15 protein-coding genes are annotated in these 16,752 nt (G+C 61.4%); 11 read left to right on the top strand and 4 right to left on the bottom strand.

Annotation, left to right across the window (positions count from 1 at the left end):
- Positions 1–219: 219 nt before the first annotated feature.
- Positions 220–1,488 (bottom strand): SGNH/GDSL hydrolase family protein, encoded by a 1,269-nt coding sequence (locus M0D64_RS40620; protein ID WP_266261814.1) that lies wholly within the window; start codon positions 1,486–1,488, stop codon positions 220–222.
- A 324-nt stretch (positions 1,489–1,812) separates the two neighbouring features.
- Positions 1,813–3,438, bottom strand: coding sequence for an NAD(P)/FAD-dependent oxidoreductase (locus M0D64_RS40625; protein ID WP_266261815.1), 1,626 nt, complete (start codon positions 3,436–3,438; stop codon positions 1,813–1,815).
- A 216-nt stretch (positions 3,439–3,654) separates the two neighbouring features.
- Between M0D64_RS40625 and paaA the strand changes: the two genes are divergently transcribed.
- The 8 genes from paaA (at position 3,655) to M0D64_RS40665 (ending at position 9,966) form a co-directional block, all read left to right on the top strand.
- Complete coding sequence (gene paaA, locus M0D64_RS40630) at positions 3,655–4,653, top strand: 1,2-phenylacetyl-CoA epoxidase subunit PaaA (RefSeq protein WP_266261816.1); 999 nt, start codon at positions 3,655–3,657, stop codon at positions 4,651–4,653.
- Between the two features lie 39 nt (positions 4,654–4,692).
- Entirely contained in the window at positions 4,693–4,977 is a 285-nt protein-coding gene (gene paaB, locus M0D64_RS40635) for a 1,2-phenylacetyl-CoA epoxidase subunit PaaB (protein ID WP_007179854.1), read from the top strand.
- An 8-nt stretch (positions 4,978–4,985) separates the two neighbouring features.
- Positions 4,986–5,789 carry a 1,2-phenylacetyl-CoA epoxidase subunit PaaC gene (paaC, locus tag M0D64_RS40640; protein ID WP_266261817.1) on the top strand — a complete coding sequence of 268 codons (804 nt, stop codon included), beginning with the start codon at positions 4,986–4,988 and terminating at the stop codon, positions 5,787–5,789.
- 43 nt (positions 5,790–5,832) lie between these two features.
- The gene (gene paaD, locus M0D64_RS40645) at positions 5,833–6,375 is read left to right on the top strand and encodes a 1,2-phenylacetyl-CoA epoxidase subunit PaaD (RefSeq protein ID WP_266261818.1); all 543 of its coding nucleotides are present in this window, start codon (positions 5,833–5,835) and stop codon (positions 6,373–6,375) included.
- 1 nt (position 6,376) lies between these two features.
- On the top strand, positions 6,377–7,465 hold the full coding sequence (gene paaE / locus M0D64_RS40650) for a 1,2-phenylacetyl-CoA epoxidase subunit PaaE (protein WP_154567286.1): 1,089 nt from the start codon (positions 6,377–6,379) through the stop codon (positions 7,463–7,465).
- 154 nt (positions 7,466–7,619) lie between these two features.
- Entirely contained in the window at positions 7,620–8,432 is an 813-nt protein-coding gene (locus tag M0D64_RS40655; protein WP_154567285.1) for a DUF1835 domain-containing protein, read from the top strand.
- Between the two features lie 14 nt (positions 8,433–8,446).
- Positions 8,447–9,055 carry a TetR/AcrR family transcriptional regulator gene (locus M0D64_RS40660; RefSeq protein ID WP_171928491.1) on the top strand — a complete coding sequence of 203 codons (609 nt, stop codon included), beginning with the start codon at positions 8,447–8,449 and terminating at the stop codon, positions 9,053–9,055.
- Positions 9,056–9,297: 242 nt separating this feature from the next.
- Entirely contained in the window at positions 9,298–9,966 is a 669-nt protein-coding gene (locus tag M0D64_RS40665) for a GNAT family N-acetyltransferase (RefSeq protein ID WP_266243286.1), read from the top strand.
- Between the two features lie 70 nt (positions 9,967–10,036).
- Here the strand turns inward: M0D64_RS40665 and M0D64_RS40670 are convergent, their stop codons facing one another.
- Positions 10,037–10,534, bottom strand: a complete 498-nt coding sequence (locus M0D64_RS40670; RefSeq protein ID WP_054043236.1) for an Lrp/AsnC family transcriptional regulator — start codon at positions 10,532–10,534, stop codon at positions 10,037–10,039.
- 162 nt (positions 10,535–10,696) lie between these two features.
- On the opposite strand from M0D64_RS40670, the gene hppD reads away from it, so the two are divergent.
- Complete coding sequence (hppD, locus tag M0D64_RS40675; protein WP_121108780.1) at positions 10,697–11,794, top strand: 4-hydroxyphenylpyruvate dioxygenase; 1,098 nt, start codon at positions 10,697–10,699, stop codon at positions 11,792–11,794.
- A 138-nt stretch (positions 11,795–11,932) separates the two neighbouring features.
- On the opposite strand, the gene M0D64_RS40680 is transcribed toward hppD, so the two are convergent.
- Positions 11,933–12,139, bottom strand: a complete 207-nt coding sequence (locus M0D64_RS40680) for a hypothetical protein (RefSeq protein ID WP_154567282.1) — start codon at positions 12,137–12,139, stop codon at positions 11,933–11,935.
- 349 nt (positions 12,140–12,488) lie between these two features.
- Between M0D64_RS40680 and M0D64_RS40685 the strand changes: the two genes are divergently transcribed.
- Complete coding sequence (locus M0D64_RS40685; RefSeq protein WP_266261819.1) at positions 12,489–16,088, top strand: indolepyruvate ferredoxin oxidoreductase family protein; 3,600 nt, start codon at positions 12,489–12,491, stop codon at positions 16,086–16,088.
- 34 nt (positions 16,089–16,122) lie between these two features.
- Positions 16,123–16,575, top strand: coding sequence for a hypothetical protein (locus tag M0D64_RS40690; protein WP_266261820.1), 453 nt, complete (start codon positions 16,123–16,125; stop codon positions 16,573–16,575).
- The last annotated feature ends 177 nt before the right edge of the window (positions 16,576–16,752 follow it).

Here is a 16,752-nt window from a genome sequence, read left to right on the forward strand (position 1 = left end):
GGCACCGCTTCGTTCTGCGTCGCTGCATCAGCAGCAGAGAAACGAGATTATGAAGGCTCTTTTTCGTTTCGTCAACAACATTTTTTCGCTTTCGCTTAAAACCTTGTTGACGGTACAACCGCTGGTTTCCGCCGCGGCTCTCGTTCGCAAACGAGGAGGCGAACTATAGGCGAACATCAGTCATGTGACAAGGGTTTGACGAAAATCTTTTTTGGCGACTCACTTCCGGGTTGAATTCACTACAGCAGCCACCGGAACCGCTTCAGCCATTGCGGCGTACCCGGCATCGCTGGGATGGATATGGTCACCACTGTCAAAGGCGCGCTGCAGACGACTCGGTTGCGCTGGGTCGCGTAGCGCAGCGTCGAAATCGACAACACCGTCGAAAGCGTGGCTGCTTCGAATCCACTGGTTGACCGCCAGCCGGATAGTTTCCCGCGGCGCAGGTAGCGATGCAGGCGTCAGCGTTGCGCCGAACACCTTCACGCCACGGTGCCGCGCGTCCGCAATCACGCGCTGGTAGCCGGCGATCAGGTCAGCGGCTGTCACCGAGGTATGCGGAAAGTCGCAGTCGAGTCCACTACGCGCCGGCATCTCCGCGAAGTTAATGTCATTGATTCCGATCAGCAGAATCGCCGTCTTGACGCCCGGGCGCTCCAGCACGTCCCGGTCGAAACGCCGGACAAGCGCGTCGCCGTAGCAGGGCGAGTCGCTCAACAAGCGATTACCGCTGATGCCAAGATTGGCGATCGCCGTCGAGTGGTCGCCAGTGCTGGCGAACCGGCGAGCCAGCGCGTCTGGCCAGCGTCGATTCTTATTCAGACTCGAGCGCATACCGTCGGTGATCGAGTCGCCGATCGCGGCGACGGCAGCCGATGACGGCGCATCCACCGACAAACCCGTCACCCACACATATTGCGTGAACCGGCCACGAAACGAGTCAGCGGAAGTATCTGCAGTGTGATCACCCGGGGCGGAAACGTAATTCAACTGATTCGAGACCCGATGCCACGCCACAATCCGCTGTTCCGGCCCCGTGAACGCACTGATCGCGTAAGGTGCGCCCTCGGCGATGTCGATTGCGACAGGGTCACTGTCCAACTCGGCGCCCGGTGGTACGCTCACCGAACTCTTGCCGCCGAACGTCACACGCGCCTCCCCATTGCCCAGCGCAGCCGCGCCGCCGGCCGAGCGCGCAATGCGCAACTCCTCGATGACGAGCGCCGTCTTGCCGTACTCGTTGCTGAGATGGACTCGTGCGGTTTTACCGGCCAGCGTCGGATAGACAATCTGGCGAACTGTTCGCCCTGCTACCTCCGGGGCGCGATACAGGGGCGGCAATTCCGACCGTTGGGGAATGGGTTGCAACGCCGTCGCCCATGCGGTGACCCAGTGCATCGGGGCGTCGGCGGCAAAAACAGTCGGGGAAACGGCGAATTGGCAGAGCAGCGCCGCGCTATATGCGGCAGCCAGAGTGCGAATGGTCATTCGGGTGGTCAGTTCGAGGCGAAACGTGCATTGTGCCCGATCGCCATCTCTGTCGCGGCGGACCGCGCGAACGCTATCGTGCGGTCACCCGCACCTGGTCGCGGGGCTGCGTCGTCGAACGTACCGCGAGTGGCGGTATGGGTCCTCGGCGGACTGCGCGCAACCGGACGTATTCAGCCCGCCCGGCACTAGAGAGCCCTCACCGGGACTCCAGGCGCGATGTCGGCGAAGCAGTTATCCGCATGACGATGCATCGCGAGCGCTTCGCCCCCGTGAACCCGTCTGGGCAACAGCCATTCAGTGCTTGCACAGACCCATCACTCGTCAGACCGCCGCCGGAACCCCAACCATCTTCAACGCAAGCGCTTCGGCCACTTCGATCCCGTCGATGGCCGCCGAGTAGATCCCGCCGGCATACCCCGCGCCTTCACCCGCCGGATACAGGCCCTCGACATTCATGCTCTGAAAGTCATCCCGGCGTCGCACGCGAATCGGTGACGACGTTCGCGTCTCAACACCTGTCAACACCGCGTCATGCATGGCAAAACCAGCAATCTTCTTGTCCATCTGCGGCAGCGCTTCGCGGATCGCTTCAATCACATAATCCGGCAGCGCCGTGCTGAGATCCGTGGGATGGACGCCCGGTTTGTAGGACGGCACCACCGAACCCAGCGACGTGGACGGCCGCCCGGCAATAAAGTCGCCAACAAGCTGGCCCGGCGCCATATAGTTGCCGCCACCCAACTCGAACGCCCGCTCTTCCCATTTGCGCTGGAAGGCGATGCCGGCTAGCGGGCCGCCCGGATAATCGTCCGGCGTGATGCCGACGACAATCCCAGCGTTGGCATTGCGCTCGGCCCGTGAATACTGGCTCATGCCGTTGGTCACCACGCGGCCCGGCTCGGAAGTCGCCGCGACCACCGTGCCGCCAGGACACATACAGAAGCTATAAACCGCGCGCCCGTTGCTGCAGTGGTGCACAACCTTATAGTCGGCGGCGCCCAGTTGCTTGTGGCCCGCAAACTTGCCGAAACGGCTGCGATCGATCAACCCTTGCGGATGTTCGATCCGGAAACCGAGTGAAAACGGCTTCGCTTCGATATAGACGCCGCGGTCGCTCAGCATCTGGAAGGTATCGCGCGCGCTATGGCCGACCGCCAGCACCACGTGGTCGCAGCGCAAATGCTCGCCCGTCGACAGCTTGAGCCCGCGCACCTTGCCCTGATCGATCTCGATATCGTCGACCCGCGTCTCGAAACGCACCTCGCCGCCCAGCTCGTGAATGGCCGCGCGCATCTTTTCGACCATGCTGACGAGGCGGAACGTGCCGATATGGGGCCGGCTCAGATAGAGAATGTCTTCCGGCGCACCCGCGCGGACGAATTCGTCGAGCACCTTGCGGCCGTAGTGCTTCGGATCCTTGATCTGGCTGTAAAGCTTGCCGTCCGAGAATGTGCCCGCGCCGCCTTCACCGAACTGCACATTCGATTCAGGATTGAGCACCGACTTGCGCCACAGCCCGAAAGTGTCCTTGGTGCGCTCGCGCACGGCCTTGCCGCGCTCGAGAATGATCGGACGAAAGCCCATCTGGGCGAGGATCAGCCCGGCAAACAGGCCGCACGGCCCCATGCCGATCACAACCGGGCGCGGTGAAGTCATCTGCGCCGGCGCTTTAGCGACAAAACGGTACGTCATGTCCGGCGTCACAGCGCAGTGGGGCACGTCGGCGAGTCGCTTGAGCGCGGCCGCTTCATCCTTCACCTCGACGTCGACGATGTAAGTGAGCTTGATGTCAGTGCGCTTGCGGGCGTCATGCGCGCGACGAAACACGGTGTATCGGATGAGCCCGTCGTCGCCCACGCCGAGTTCAGCGAGACGCGCGCGGACGGCGGCTTCGAGAACGCTCTCGGGGTGATCGAGCGGGAGTTTAATTTCGCTTAGACGTAACATGAGTACCGGGGGATGCATGAAGGCCGCAAATCGCGGCCAATTCGCTATTTTATAGGTTATGTGTCGGCGCGGGGCGGCGACGCTCGCGAAACACCTTGGCGACGAACCCAAGGTGTCCCTATCGAAAACGGCCTGTCGTCTCAAAAAATTTATTAACCGACCGGTCGGTTGGTTTATACTGCGCACACACAGACAACTTCCGCTGAGAGCGTCCCCATGTACACGCAATCCCTGGATATCCCCGGCAATGTCGCCCCGCTCGACGCTGCAGCGAGCTCGCCCGAGCAGTCGCAATTCGACGCGGTCATGGCCGCCGACGGCAAGATCGAAGCGCAGGACTGGATGCCTGAGGCCTACCGCAAGACGCTGGTCCGGCAAATCTCGCAGCACGCGCATTCTGAAATCGTCGGCATGCTGCCGGAAGGCAACTGGATCTCACGCGCGCCCAGCCTGAAGCGCAAGGCGATCCTGCTGGCCAAAGTGCAGGACGAAGCCGGCCACGGCCTCTATCTATATAGCGCGGCCGAAACGCTCGGCGCGTCGCGCGATCAGTTGATCGCCGCGTTGCACTCGGGCAAAGCCAAATATTCGAGCATCTTCAATTACCCGACGCCCACGTGGGCGGACGTCGGCGTAATCGGCTGGCTGGTGGACGGCGCGGCGATCATGAATCAGATTCCGCTGTGCCGTTGCACTTACGGCCCTTATGCCCGCGCGATGATCCGCATCTGCAAGGAAGAGTCGTTCCACCAACGCCAGGGCTTCGACGCGCTGATGTCGATGATGAGCGGCACCGACGCGCAACGCGAGTTGGTCCAGCAAGCCGTGAACCGCTGGTGGTGGCCGGTGCTGATGATGTTCGGCCCGAGCGACAAAGACTCGATCCACAGCAATCAGTCGTCGAAATGGGGCATCAAGCGCATCTCGAACGACGATCTGCGCCAGAAATTTGTCGACGCAACCGTCGATCAGGCCAAGGTGCTCGGCGTCACGCTGCCGGACCCAGACCTGAAGTGGAATGAAGCGCGCGGCCAGCACGACTACGGCGACATCGACTGGGAAGAGTTCTGGCGCGTCGTGAATGGCGACGGCCCGTGTAACCGCGAACGCCTCGCGACCCGCGTGAAAGCACACGACGACGGCGCCTGGGTGCGCGAAGCCGCCCTCGCCCACGCCGAAAAGCAGCGCCAGCGCGCACAACAGCAAGCTGCCTAACCGCAGCGACAAGCCAGACAAAGTATCAGGAGATCAGCAATGAACAAGGAATGGCCGATTTGGGAAGTCTTCGTGCGCAGCAAGCAGGGACTCGACCATAAACACTGCGGCAGCCTGCATGCCGCCGACGCGCCGATGGCGCTGCGCATGGCGCGCGACGTCTACACGCGCCGCCAGGAAGGCGTGAGCATCTGGGTGGTGCCGTCGTCGGCGATCACGGCATCCGCGCCGGAAGACAAGGCTGAGCTGTTCGAACCGGCTGGCGACAAGATTTATCGCCACCCGACGTTCTACACGCTCCCCGACGAAGTCAACCACATGTAAGCGCGGCCATGACCATCACGCCCCAACATCTGCAGTACGTGCTGCGCCTCGCGGACACCGCGCTGATCCTCGGTCAGCGCAATGCCGAGTGGTGCGGTCACGGCCCGATCCTCGAAGAGGACATCGCGCTGTCGAACATGAGTCTGGATCTGATAGGCCAGGCGCGCCTGCTGTACACGCACGCCGCCTCGCTTGAACAGCAACTCACCGGCAAAACCCGCACGGAAGACGACTACGCATACTTCCGCGCGGAACGTGAGTTCGCCAACTACACGCTGGCCGAGTTGCCGCATTACGGCCCGCTCGCCGGCACGGCGCAAGCCGAGAAGGACTACGCGGTCACGATCGTGCGCAATTTCCTGTACTCAACGCTGATGGCGCATCTGTGGTCCGCGCTCACTACGTCGAAGGATGAACAGCTTGCAGCGATCGCCTCGAAGTCGATCAAGGAAACCAGCTATCACGTGCACCATGCGGGCGAATGGCTGATTCGTTTCGGCGACGGCACGGACGAGTCGCATCGCCGCGCGCAAGCTGCGCTCGACTATCTGCTGCCGTACACGCGTGAGTTTTTTAGTGCGGACGCCGTGGAGGAAGCCATCGCCGCCGCCGGCATCGGGCCGCTGACGTCGGACCTCGAGGCAGCATGGCTCGAAGACGTAGCTGCCACGCTCGACCCGGCCACGCTCAAGCTCCCCGAAGCGGTCAAGCACATCACGGCCGGCAAGCATGGCGAGCACTCGGAGCACATGGGCTTCGTGCTGGCCGAAATGCAAAGCCTCGCGCGCCAGCATCCCGGCGCCACCTGGTAAGCACGCACCCGAGCGCTCAACCGGAACCCAACGGAACTTTAAGATGACGACCTCGACTGCCATGCCCACCCCCGACGCCACGCTCGAGCGCGCATGGGCCGTGCTCGAAACGGTGCCTGATCCGGAGATCCCGGTGGTATCGATTCGTGAACTCGGCATTCTGCGCGACGTGCGACGCACCGCCGACGGCACGCTCGAAGTCGTGATCACGCCAACCTATTCCGGTTGCCCGGCGATGTCGCAGATCGCCGAAGACGTCGCCCATGCGCTCGACGTGGCTGAACTGAAGCCGTATCGGATCTCCACTGTACTGGCGCCAGCCTGGACCACCGACTGGATGACCGCCGACGCGCGCGAAAAATTGCGCGCCTATGGCATCGCGCCGCCCACGGGCAATTGCGGTTCAGCCGCTCCGTCGCAGGAAAAAGTGCTGCGTTTCATGCCGCGCGCGCTACCGGCGCCGTCATGCCCCCGTTGCGGCTCGGCGCACACCGAGCGTCTCGCGCAATTCGGCTCGACGGCCTGCAAGGCCCTGTACCGCTGCATCGACTGCCGCGAACCCTTCGACTACTTCAAACCATACTGATATGGCTACCCCGCAATTTCATCCGCTGCGTATCCGCGAAGTGCGGCCCGAAACCGCCGACGCGGTCTCGGTCGCCTTCGAAGTCCCTGTCGAACTGCGCGAACACTATCGCTTCACGCAGGGCCAGTTCGTCACCCTGAAAACGCACATCGACGGTGAGGAAACGCGCCGTTCGTACTCGATCTGCGTCGGCGTCACCGATTACGACCGCGACGGCGAACTGCGCATCGGCATCAAGCGCGTGCGCGGCGGCCGTTTCTCGAACTTCGCGTTCGACACGCTGCAACCCGGCCACACCATCGACGTGATGACGCCGGACGGCCGCTTCTTCACGCATCTCAATGCCGACCAGGGCCAGCAGTACATCGCGTTTTCCGGCGGCTCGGGCATCACGCCGGTGCTCGCGATCATCAAGACCACGCTGGAAGTCGAGCCGCGCAGCACCTTCACGCTGGTATACGGCAACCGCAGCGTCGATCAGATCATGTTCGCGGAAGAACTCGAAGACCTGAAGAACCGCTTCATGAACCGCTTCGTGCTCTATCACGTGCTGTCGGATGATCTGCAGGACGTCGAGCTGTTCAACGGCGTGCTCGACCAGGAGAAGTGCGCCGCCTTCATCGACAACCTGCTGCCGGCCGATGCCATCGACGAAGCCTTCATCTGCGGTCCCGGCCCGATGATGGATGCGGCCGAGGCCGCGCTGAAAGCCGCGGGCGTGCCTTCGGAAAAAGTGCATGTGGAGCGCTTCGGTTCGCCGCTGCCGCAAGCGGGCGTGCCGCCGGTCGAAATCACCGACGACACCCCGGCCGCCGACCTCGAAATCGTCCTCGACGGGAAAAGGCGCAAGCTGCGCCTGCCGTATCAGGGCGTGAGCGTGCTCGACGTCGGCCTGCGTGCCGGCCTCGCGCTGCCGTATGCGTGCAAGGGCGGCGTCTGCTGCACTTGCCGCGCGAAGGTGCTCGAAGGCGAGGTCAAGATGGAAAAGAACTACACGCTGGAAGAACACGAAATCCGCGACGGTTACGTGCTGACCTGCCAATGCCATCCAATCAGCGATCGCGTGGTGGTGAGTTACGACGAGCGTTGAGTCGCGCGCGACGGGTGGCCATGCGACGCCCGCAACGCTTTCAGCAGGTCCGCGATGCGCTTACACTAGGGGCCGCTCGCGATCGGACGTCAGTCCCGATCGATGAGCGGCCCCTTTCGTTATTTGCGTTTTTTGCCAGCCCAAGCCACTGCCGATGAGCACCATCCACCTCACCAACGGCGATGTCGCCGCCGAATCACTGCGCGCCGCGCTAGCCGAGGCGGCCCGCGACGATCGCGTGCACGCACTGCGCGACGATCTGGCGGTCGGCCCATTGCGCGGCATCGACGACGGACCCGACGTGCGAGCAGAGTTCTGGGACCGTGTCAGCGCGGACACCCGGCGCGATTTTCTTCGTGAATTCCGCGAGCAGGCGGCAACGCTGGAGAACATCGCGCGGGGCGACGCGAATCTGGTGATCTGGCACGGCGAAAGCGCGGCCGATCAATTGATGCTGCGCCGCGTCTGCTATCACCTGCGCAACAGCCCGCAACGGCTGAATGAAGTGCGCCTGTCGATTCGCGACCTCACCGACCCGGGCGCCTGGGCGCACAGCCGCAAAGATCGCGCGACGTCCGTCGGCATGTTCGCGCCGACTGTCCTGCAAGGGCGTCTGCATGACGCGGCGCCGATTTCGGTTCTGCGCATCAGCCGACTCGCGCTCGAATGGCAGGAAGCCAAGCACGCAAACGGCGAGACGCGCCGCTGGCGCGACAACACTTTCACAAGCGGCAACTTCGCCGATCTGGACGCGCTGATTCTCGAGCACGCCACGGGCGACTGGCAGCCCGCCGCGCGCGTTGCAGCGGAACTGATGACCGCTGAACTCTGTTATCTGGTGAGCGACAGCATCGTGCTGTGGCGCTTCCGCGAACTGGCCGCGACCCGTCGCATCAAGCTGCGTGGCGACGCGAGCGCATGGCGCACGCTGGAACTGTCTGCGGCGCTTGCCCCCTGTCCACACTAATAAAATAGACGACCATGGCCCGTACCCGAGCCCCCGACCACGAAACCCAACGCGACCAGATTCTCGAACTCGCCGCGGAGAAATTCGCCCAGACCAGCTACCCGAGCACCTCGATGGCCGATCTCGCGGCCGCGAGCGGCACCTCGAAAGCGCGCCTGTACCACTATTACGCGAGCAAGGAAGCGATCCTGTTCGATCTGCTGGACCGCTACACAAAGCGGCTGATGCTGATCATCGCGGAGGTGGAAGGCGCGAGCCAACGCCGCGGACTGTCCGAGCGCGACACTTTCGCCGAGCTGATCCGTGCGTTCCTATCCGAGTACGAGACCTCACACAGTCGGCACGTCGCGCTCCTGAACGACGTGAAGTATCTGGTCGATACCCAGCGCGAGGTCATCCTCAACCGCCAGCGCGATGTTGTCGCGGCATTTGCGCGGCAACTGGCGCGCGCCTATCCGGAACGCGCCACACGCGAAAACCAGACCGCGCTCACGATGATGGTGTTCGGCATGATCAACTGGACGTTCACCTGGCTCAAGCCGGACGGCCGGATGGGCTACCGGGAATTCGCCGAGCAGGTGGTCGATATGGTGGATCACGGACTGACTTCTGCCCGAGGGTGATTGCGCACGGCAGCATTGTTCAGAGGAAGTAATTGCCACGAGTTGCCTAGGCGCGACAACTTGTCACGAACGCTCGTTCAATTTAATTTTCATTAATAATCAATGCATTAAAAATAGGGCGCTAACTTTCTAGACATTGCCCTCAGTTTTTGATACGGGTTTTCCCTAGTGCGGGATCGGCATATCCGCTAAAATCGTTTTTGCGGTGCACCATGCCGCTCGATTAAAAGGAGAACCCGACCATGAACATGATTACACCCCGCGCCGCTGAGCCGATCGTCGCGCACGATCGTCCGTTGCAGCCAGGCGGTCGTGCGCCTGCTCTGGTCCGCGAGCTCACCGCCATCGATCGCGAACGACTGCTGACCCACTTCCTCGCGCTCGGCGAAGACGACCGCCTTCTGCGCTTCGGCCAGGTTGTACCGAACCACGTCATTGAAAACTACGTCCGCGCGATCGATTTCACGCGCGACACGGTCTTCGGCGTGTTCGACAGTCAGTTGCAACTCACCGGCGTCGGCCATCTGGCGTATCTGCCGGCCGAAGGCGACAAGCGCACCGCCGAATTCGGCGTGTCCGTGCTGGAAAGCGTCCGCGGGCAAGGTATTGGCTCGAAGCTCTTCGAGCGCGCAGCCATTCGCAGCCGCAATACACATGTCACCACGCTTTACATGCATTGCCTGTCGCGCAATTCGACCATGATGCACATCGCGAAGAAGGCCGGCATGAAGATCGAATACGCGTACGGCGAAGCAGATGCCTATCTGACGCTGTCGCCAGCGGACCAGACGAGCATCATCGCTGAAATGCTGCAGGAACAAGCCGCCGTGTTCGACTACGCACTCAAGCGTCAGGCACGTCAGGCGTCGAAGTTGTTCGAATCGTTTATGCCGACTGCTGAGGCCGCTTAACCGGTCTGCGCTTCGGCGAAGCACAAGGGCGGCCTTCTGGCCGCCCTTTGTGTTTGTCCCGGCCTGGCGCTCACAAAATCGGCAGCGCCGTTGTTTCCTTGAACTTCTCGAGCGAAAAGCTCGTCTTCACGTCGATTACAGAGGGATGGTGCAGCAACTGGTCCTGCACGAAGCGTGAAAAGTGCGCCATATCCTCGACCTGCACACGCAGCAGGTAATCCATGTCGCCCGTCATCGCGTGACAGGCGACCACTTCCGGCCACGTCTGCACTGCCGCGCGAAACAGATCGGCATGCGTAGTGTCGCCGCGCGGACTAAGCCCCGGACCGCTGCGCTTTTCCAGTCGCACGTTGACGTAGGCGAGCAGATCAAGCCCAAGCTTTTGCGCATCGAGTAACGCGACATAGCCGCGAATCACCCCGCTCTCTTCCAGCCGACGGATACGCCGTAGACACGGGCTCGGCGACAGGTTGATGCGCTCGGCGATCTCCTGATTCGACAGTCTGCCATTCTCCTGAAGGATTGCCAGAATGCGCCTGTCGATGGCGTCTATCTCTATTTTGGCCATTTCCTGCCGTCCATGTCATAAATTGAGCTAGAAAATAGCCCAAGCGTATCGGCGCGCGATTAAGTTCGCAAGTTTTCGTCGCCAGCCGGCCTTTACACTTGCGTCATTCAGTTGCGCTAACTCGTACGCCCCGCGCCGGCGCTAATAGGAAGGAGACAGACAATGCAGGTTTCAACTTGGGAAAACCCGGTCGGCACGGACGGCTTCGAATTCATCGAATACACCGCACCCGATCCGAAGGCGCTCGGCAAGCTGTTCGAACAGATGGGCTTCACCGCCGTTGCCCGGCACCGTCACAAAGACGTGACGCTGTATCGCCAGGGCGAAATCAACTTCATCGTCAACGGGGAACAGCATTCGTTCGCGCAACGTTTCACGCGCCTGCATGGCCCGTCGATCTGCGCGATCGCGTTCCGTGTGCAGGACGCTGCGAAGGCCTACCAACAGGCACTGGAAAAAGGCGCCTGGGGTTTCGACAACAAGACCGGCCCGATGGAACTCAACATTCCGGCGATCAAGGGCATCGGCGACTCGCTGATCTATTTTGTCGACCGCTGGCGCGGCAAGAACGGTGCTGAGCCGGGCACGATCGGCAACATCGATATTTACGACGTCGACTTCGAACCGATTCCGGGCGCGAATCCGAACCCCGTCGGCCACGGTCTGACCTACATCGACCATCTGACGCACAACGTCCATCGCGGACGCATGCAGGAATGGGCGGAGTTCTATGAGCGCCTGTTCAATTTCCGGGAAGTGCGTTACTTCGACATCGAAGGCAAAGTGACTGGCGTGAAATCGAAGGCGATGACCTCGCCGTGCGGCAAAATCCGCATTCCGATCAATGAGGAAGGCTCAGACGTAGCCGGTCAGATCCAGGAGTATCTGGACCAGTACCACGGCGAAGGCATCCAGCACATCGCGCTGGGCAGCAACGACATCTACCGCACCGTGGACGGTTTGCGCGCGGCGAACATCTCGCTGCTCGATACGATCGACACGTACTATGAACTGGTCGATCGCCGCGTGCCGAACCACGGTGAGCCGCTCGACGAATTGCGTAAGCGCAAGATCCTGATCGACGGCGCCCCCGACGACTTGCTGCTGCAGATCTTCACCGAAAACCAGATCGGGCCGATCTTCTTCGAGATCATCCAGCGCAAGGGCAATCAGGGATTCGGCGAGGGCAACTTCAAAGCGCTGTTCGAATCGATCGAGTTGGATCAGATCCGCCGTGGCGTGGTCCAGGACAAGGCCTAACGACTAACGGCCCACGCGGAACCTGGGAGATAGAAAAAAGGGCGAAGATCTTGCGATCCTCGCCCTTCGTCGTATGTGCCGTTGTCCGAAGCTTGGACAACGGCCGATTTTCAACCGATGCGCGGCTTCAGCGCTGCATCACGAATTCTGGTCTTCCTCGTCGGCCTTTGTGGATCGTGCAATGCGCTCCACCGCAATGCGCGCGGGCGCGACTTGCGCCGTGCTGGTGATCGCGTTCGACAGCGTCCCTGCGCTGTTCGAGCCGGAACTCGAGCGCACCGGCGCGCTCATGGCGAAGAATGCGGCCGAAACCATCAGGAAGGTCTGGATGTTTCTAGTGTTCATGCGTACTCCTTTTCTAACTGCCCTGCTGTCCTGAAGCTCCACCGAATGCGGAGCGTTGCGCAGACATTGCTCGCAGGTGGGGTGTTAGACAGACATTTCAACTGCGGTTCCTCATATTTGTAGTTTTTACAGCTTGTTACAGGGGAATTGCGCCGCAGGAAGTCGCCCGACGCGTTCAGCGCAAGTTCGGCGCTGCGATGCCGTATTTCTGGCACGCTGCGGCGGGTTTTCACCAGTGCTACCATCACTTAAAACACGTCAATATGGCGACCCCGGCCCCAAGCGTTCACAAGATGCCGCGGCCAAAAAAAGTTTTGGTGATCCCAAACTGGTTGGAGGAGTACACATAATGAATGCCCCGCTAGACGCAGGTCAGCGAGCCTCGCTCGAAGCCGCGCTATCTTCCGTCACGCTCGACGACAAATACACCCTCGAACGCGGCCGCGCGTACATGAGCGGCATACAGGCGCTGGTTCGTCTGCCGATGCTGCAGCAGGAACGCGACCAGGCGGCCGGGCTCAATACCGCCGGCTTCATCTCCGGTTACCGCGGATCGCCACTCGGCGGACTCGACCAATCCTTGTGGAAGGCGAAACAGCATCTCGCCGCGCATCGCGTCGTGTTCCAGCCCGGCGTCAACGAAGACCTCGCGGCGACCGCCGTGTGGGGTTCGCAGCAGGTCAATCTGTACCCGAGCGCAAAATACGATGGCGTGTTCTCGATGTGGTACGGCAAAGGCCCAGGCGTCGACCGTTCCGGTGACGTCTTCAAGCACGGCAATTCGGCCGGCTCTGCGCAACACGGCGGCGTTCTCGTGCTCGCCGGCGACGACCACGCCGCCAAATCCTCGACACTCGCGCACCAGTCGGAACACATCTTCAAGGCCTGCGGCCTGCCGGTGCTGTTCCCATCGAACGTGCAGGAATATCTGGATTTCGGCCTGCACGGCTGGGCGATGAGCCGCTATTCCGGACTGTGGGTCGCGATGAAGTGCGTGACCGACGTGGTCGAATCGTCCGCTTCGGTCGACATCGATCCGCACCGCACGAAAATCGTTCTGCCGGACGACTTCGCCATGCCCGAAGGCGGCCTGAACATTCGCTGGCCGGATCCGCCGCTGGTGCAGGAAGCGCGTCTGCTCGACTACAAGTGGTACGCGGCGCTCGCCTATGTGCGCGCGAACAAACTGGACCGCGTCGAAATCGATTCGCCGCATGCGCGCTTCGGCATCATGACCGGCGGCAAGGCATACCTCGACGTGCGTCAGGCGCTGACCGATCTCGGTCTCGACGACGAAACCTGTTCGCGCATTGGTATCCGTCTGTATAAGGTCGGCTGTGTATGGCCGCTCGAGGCGCAAGGTGCGCAAGCCTTCGCACGCGGTCTAGATGAAATTCTGGTGGTTGAAGAAAAGCGCCAGATTCTCGAATACGCGATCAAGGAAGAACTGTACAACTGGCCCGATGCGCAGCGTCCGCGCGTGTTCGGCAAGTTCGATGAAAAGGACGGCGCGGGTGGCGAATGGTCCGTGCCGATGGGCAACTGGCTGCTGCCGGCGCACTACGAACTCTCACCGGCGATCATCGCCAAGGCGATCGCCACGCGGCTCGACAAGTTCGACCTGCCGTCCGACGTGCGTGCGCGCATTGCGACGCGCATTGCGGTCATCGAAGCGAAGGAAAAAGCATTGGCGCGTCCGCGCGTCGAAGCCGAGCGCAAGCCGTGGTTCTGTTCAGGCTGCCCGCACAACACGTCGACGAACGTGCCGGAAGGTTCGCGTGCGATGGCCGGCATCGGCTGCCACTACATGACCGTGTGGATGGACCGCAGCACCAGCACCTTCAGCCAGATGGGCGGCGAAGGCGTCGCGTGGATCGGCCAGGCGCCGTTCACCAACGATAAGCACGTATTCGCCAACCTCGGTGACGGCACCTACTTCCACTCGGGTCTGCTCGCGATTCGCGCGGCGATCGCGTCGAAGGCGAACATCACCTACAAGATTCTCTATAACGATGCAGTCGCGATGACGGGCGGGCAACCGGTCGACGGCGTGCTGACCGTGCCGCAGATTACGCATCAACTCGCCGCAGAAGGCGCGACGAAGATCGTGATCGTCACCGATGAACCGGAGAAATACTCCGCGAACGTCGGTCTCGCGCCAGGCATCGACATTCACCATCGCGACAAGCTCGATGAAGTTCAGCGTCAGCTTCGCGAGATTTCCGGCACCACGATCCTGATCTACGACCAGACCTGCGCGACGGAGAAACGCCGCCGCAGGAAACGCGGCACGTATCCGGATCCGGCGCGTCGTGTCGTGATCAACGAAGCGGTGTGCGAAGGCTGCGGCGATTGCTCGGTGAAGTCGAATTGCCTGTCTGTCGAGCCGCTCGATACCGAGTACGGCACCAAGCGCCAGATCAATCAGTCGACGTGCAACAAGGACTTCTCGTGCGTGAACGGGTTCTGCCCGAGCTTCGTATCCGTCGAAGGGGGTCAGTTGCGCAAGCCGAAGGCGGCTTCCGGCATTGTCGGTGACGCGATGCCACCGGTGCCGGAACCCGAACTACCGTCGATCGCGCGCCCTTATGGGGTGCTGGTGACGGGCGTCGGCGGCACGGGTGTCGTAACGATCGGCGCCTTGCTCGGCATGGCCGCGCATCTGGAAAACAAGGGCGTCACGGTGCTCGACGTCACCGGTCTCGCGCAGAAGGGCGGCGCCGTGATGAGCCACGTGCAGATCGCGCAGAACCCGGGCGACATTCACGCGACCCGTATCGCAATGGGCGAAGCCAGTCTCGTGATCGGCTGCGACGCGATCGTGACCGCCAGCGACGAATGCGTTTCGCGGATGCAGGTGGGCCGGACCCGTGTCGTGCTCAATAGCGCGCACACGCCGACCGCCGAACTCATCAAGAACCCGAACTGGCGCTTTCCGGGCAGCAGCACCGAAGCGGACGTGCGTGCCGGTGCGGGCGACGACGGCATCGATATGGTCGATGCGAATCACTTCGCCGTCGCGCTACTTGGCGATGCGATCTACACGAATCCGTTCGTGCTCGGCTACGCGTGGCAACGCGGCTGGGTGCCGCTGACGTATCAATCGCTGATGCGCGCAATCGAGCTGAACAACGTGCAGATCGAGAAGAACCGTGCGGCTTTCGAATGGGGCCGTCGTGCCGCGCACGACCTGGCCTCGGTGCGCACGCTCGCGCACTCGCAAGGACGCGGTGCCGCAGCGGAAACGACGAGCAGCAAGATCATCTCGCTGCACACACCGAAGGCGCTCGACACGCTGATCGACAAGCGCGCTGACTATCTTGCCGCGTACCAGGACGCCGCTTATGCGGACCGTTATCGTGCATTGGTGTCGCAAGTGCGCGTGGCGGAATCGGCACTCGATTCGATCGACGGCCAGTTGCCGTTGACTGAAGCGGTCGCGAAGAATCTGCACAAGCTGATGGCCTACAAGGACGAGTACGAAGTCGCACGGCTCTATAGCGACCCCGCGTTCATCGAAAAACTGAAGGCGAATTTCGAAGGCGACTGGAAGCTGCACATTCACCTCGCGCCGCCGACGTTCTCGAAAAAAGACGCACAAGGTCATCTGGTGAAGAAGAAGTACGGACCTTGGGTGTTCAGCGCCATGCACGTGCTCGCAAAACTCAAGTTCCTGCGCGGGACGGCGCTCGACGTGTTCGGCAAGACGGAGGAGCGTCGCACGGAGCGTGCGCTGATCGTCGAGTACGAGGCGCTGGTACGCGAGCTGATCGGTGGCCTGACCGCGCAGAAGCGTGAGTTGGCGGTCGAACTGGCGAATCTGCCGGACGGTATCCGCGGCTACGGGCACGTGAAGGAAAATAACCTGAAAGGCGTGCGGGTCAAGTGGAATGACTTGCTGACGCGCTGGCGTTCGCCGGAAGCGGGGAAGACGCAGTACGCGGCATGAACTTGCCGGCTTGACCGGCCGACATTGGCCTGAAATGGAAAAGGCGGCTGTCCTCGCGGACAGTCGCCTTTTTTTGCCTGTTTCGCCACGTGATGCGTGTGTACAAGAACAAGCGGTACTGCTCCTTCCAACAACACAACAACAACCAACCAAAAACAAACAACTACCAGACAGCTACTACAACTACGAACTGCTACTTCAACCGCCAACTGCTACTTCAACTACCAACCGCTACTTCAACTACCAACCGCTACTTCAACTACCAACCACCAACTACAACAACACACACTTACTACCAGTACTGCAACCCATTGGTACTACTGTCTTCACCATCAGAACTACTACAGCCACTACGAACTTCTCAACACCAGAGGAAACGCAGCGCCTGACTCGATGCAAAGGATTGACCAGCCGACTGTTCCGTTGCCATCGCGTTGTGCTGCGCCTCAGAAGTAACTTTACAAAAGTGTCACAGCGAATCGAATAGGAGCATTCTTAAAGCTCGCTTAGCTCCATAAGAATTTCTCAGACGAACGGCCATCAGAACAAGAATGCACACATAAAAAAACGCCACGGAATCAACTTCCGTGGCGTTCTCACAGACTTACCGCAAACGCCGCAATGCGCGCGGCGTCGCTTCAACCATCAACCTGTCCGCATGACT

It is taken from the genome of Paraburkholderia sp. WS6 (assembly GCF_030464835.1).
GTDB classification, from domain to species: domain Bacteria; phylum Pseudomonadota; class Gammaproteobacteria; order Burkholderiales; family Burkholderiaceae; genus Paraburkholderia; species Paraburkholderia madseniana.